The organism is uncultured Pelagimonas sp. (genome assembly GCF_947498515.1).
Taxonomy (GTDB): domain Bacteria; phylum Pseudomonadota; class Alphaproteobacteria; order Rhodobacterales; family Rhodobacteraceae; genus Pelagimonas.
Window position 1 is genome coordinate 1 of record NZ_CANMKO010000028.1, and the last position, 3037, is coordinate 3037.

The 3037-nt window shown below is 57.6% G+C and carries 3 protein-coding genes; all 3 read left to right on the forward strand.

Features of this window, described 5'->3' with window-relative positions; translation table 11 throughout:
* Nucleotides 1–27: 27 nt before the first annotated feature.
* Nucleotides 28–1065: a TRAP transporter substrate-binding protein gene (locus Q1A43_RS22340; protein ID WP_299930716.1), complete on the forward strand. Its 1038-nt coding sequence runs from the start codon at nt 28–30 to the stop codon at nt 1063–1065.
* Between the two features lie 90 nt (nt 1066–1155).
* Nucleotides 1156–1731 carry a TRAP transporter small permease gene (locus Q1A43_RS22345; protein WP_299930719.1) on the forward strand — a complete coding sequence of 192 codons (576 nt, stop codon included), beginning with the start codon at nt 1156–1158 and terminating at the stop codon, nt 1729–1731.
* A partial coding sequence (locus tag Q1A43_RS22350; protein WP_299939048.1) for a TRAP transporter large permease occupies nt 1728–3037 on the forward strand: 1310 nt, incomplete at its 3' end. The genes Q1A43_RS22345 and Q1A43_RS22350, both read left to right, overlap by 4 nt.

Here is a 3037-nt window from a genome sequence, read left to right on the forward strand (position 1 = left end):
CGACACGAGGTCATAAGGGAGGAAATTATGACACTTCGCAGGACTTTCCTGAAGACGGTTGCTTTAGCGGCGATCACGAGTGGTGTTTTGGCGAGCGGTGCGTTTGCCGCTGAGGTCACGTTGCGACTGCATCAGTTTTTGCCAGCGCAGGCCAATGTTCCCAAGAACATTCTGGATGTTTGGGCGGATAAGGTTGAGGCCGATAGTGACGGTCGCATTGAGATCCAGCGCTTTCCGGCGATGCAGCTGGGTGGTTCGCCTCCGCAGTTGTTTGATCAGGTTGTTGACGGTGTTGCCGACATTACCTGGACCGTTGCGGGCTATAGCCCCGGCCGTTTCCCACGCGCCGAAGTGTTCGAGCTGCCCTTTACCATGACCAATGCCGAGGCTGCGTCGCGCGCCTATTGGGAACTGGCCGAAGAGAGCATGCTTGACGATGATTTCAAGCAGGTCAAAGTGCTTGGTCTTTGGGTGCATGGCCCGGGCATCATCCACTCCAAAGAGCCGATCACCTCGGTGTCGGACCTCAATGGTGTCAAGCTGCGCGCGCCAACCCGCGTGACCAACAAGATGTTCTCCAACTTTGGCGCGACGCCGGTTGGCATGCCGGTTCCGGCGGTGCCTGAGGCGCTGTCCAAAGGTGTGATCGACGCGACGATCATCCCGTGGGAAGTCACCGGTGCGCTTAAGGTCAACGAAATGGTCGAGAACCACACCACCTTTGGCGACGACGTTCTTTACACCACCAGCTTTATCTTTGCGATGAACAAGGACCGCTACAATGCGCTTCCTGATGATCTCAAAGCGGTGATTGACGCCAACTCCGGCCTCGAATTCTCGGGCTTTGCGGGCAAGCAGATGCAGATGGACGATGCGCCATCGCATAAGCAAGCCATGGAACGTGGCAACAATATCATCGTGTTGGACGACGCTCAGGTTGACGAATGGAAAGCGGCGGCTGCTGCGACCACCGACGCTTGGGTTGCTGAGATGGATGAAAAGGGTCTCGACGGGACGGCGCTTAAGGCCCGTGCTGCCGAACTTATCGCCAAGCACACCAAGTAAGAGCCACACCAAGTAAGATTTTGGGAAACTGATCGGACTGCCCCGGCCTAACCGGGCTGGGGCACCCTTTTCGATCCAAAGGAAACTCTCATGTTAAAATGGATGGAACGTCTGGCGCGGGTGATGGCAATCATCGGCGGGCTGGTTCTGACGGCTTTGGTCATCCTGACCTGCACCAGCGTCTTGGGGCGCGGATTGAACACATTGGGCCATGCCGGGTTTATGCCCGAGGGGCTTGGGGATGCGTTGATTGCGACGGGTGTTGGCCCGATCACCGGCGACTTTGAGCTGGTTGAGGCCGGGGTGGCCTTTGCGATCTTTTCTTTCCTGCCGGTGGCCAAATTGTATGGCGGCCATGCGACGGTGGATATCTTTACCTCTTTCCTGTCGGCGCGGGTGAACAAGATCATTCAGGCGTTCTGGGAGGTGATCTTTGCCATCATCATGATCCTGATCACCTGGCGGCTCTATGAGGGGCTGATGAACAAATACGACTACGGCGAGACGACCTTCTTGCTGCAATTCCCGATCTGGTGGGCCTATGCGGCCAGCTTCTTTGCCGCCTGTGTGGCGACGATCACCGCGATCTACACGGCCGGGGCGCGCATCGCCGAAACCCTGACCAAACGACACTTTTTGCCTTACTCCGAAGGAGCGTCCCATTGACTATGCTTGAGATGGGCTATCTGTCCTTTCCCGTTCTGCTGGTGATGATCTTCCTGCGCGCGCCGATTGGTTTGGCGATGATGCTGTGCGGGATGGGCGGGCTCTATTTTGCCATGGGCGGCAGCACGATGGTGCTCGCCAAGCTCAAAAACGAGACCTATTCGACCTTTTCCAGCTACTCGCTGACCATCATTCCGATGTTCCTGTTAATGGGGCAATTTGCGACGCTGTCGGGCATGTCTTCGGCACTGTTCAAGGCCGCCGAAAGCTGGCTTGGGCATCGCAAAGGCGGCGTGGCGATGGCGGCCGTTGGGGCCTGTGCGGGCTTTGGCGCGATCTGTGGATCGTCTTTGGCGACGGCCGCCACGATGAGCCGGGTCGCTTTGCCTGAGTTGCGCCAATACGGCTATGCGGGTGGTTTTAGCACCGCGACCTTGGCGGCGGGCGGCACGCTTGGCATCCTGATCCCGCCAAGCGTGATCTTGGTGATCTACGCGATCCTGACCGAACAAAACATCGCCAAACTGTTCCTCGCGGCGTTCATCCCCGGCATTCTGGCGGCGATTGGCTATATCATCACCATCTCGATTTACGTGCGCGTAAACCCCGAAAGCGCGGGCACGCGTGAGCCGATCCCAATGCCGGAACGGATCAAAGCCTTGATCGACGTTTGGCCGGTGGTTTTGGTCTTTGGTCTGGTTGTCGGCGGCATCTATCTTGGCTGGTTTACCCCCACCGAAGGCGCGGCCGTCGGCGCGGCGGGTACCGGTGTGATTGCGCTGATCTCGGGCAACCTCACCTGGGAGGTGTTCAAGGAAAGCATCATCGCCACCGCCACAAGCACCGCGATGATCTTCTTCATCGTGCTCGGCGCGGCGTTCTACAACTCGTTCCTAGCGCTAAGCCAAGTGCCACAGGAATTGTCAGAATGGGTTGTGGGGCAGGGGTTTAGCAGCTGGACCGTGCTGATCATGATCCTGGCGTTTTACCTGGTGTTTGGTTGCCTGATGGACAGCCTGTCGATGATCCTGCTGACCATCCCGATCTTCTTTCCGGTGATCTCAGCGCTCGAATTTGGCATGAGCACAGAACACGTGGCGATCTGGTTCGGCATTCTGGTGCTGATCGTGGTCGAAGTCGGCCTGATTACCCCGCCTGTGGGCATGAACCTGTTCATTATCAACGCGATGGACCGCTCAACCCCCATGGTCGAAACCTACAAAGCCGTCATGTGGTTCGTAACCTCAGACATCGTCCGAGTGGTCATCCTCGTCGCCTTCCCAGCAATCACTCTCTTCCTAATACC

Bases quoted from the DNA above. Each gene is read 5' to 3' on its own strand.
- Q1A43_RS22340 (WP_299930716.1), top strand. From the start codon at position 28: ATGACACTTCGCAGGACTTTCCTGAAGACGGTTGCTTTAGCGGCGATC.
- Q1A43_RS22345 (WP_299930719.1), top strand. From the start codon at position 1,156: ATGTTAAAATGGATGGAACGTCTGGCGCGGGTGATGGCAATCATCGGC.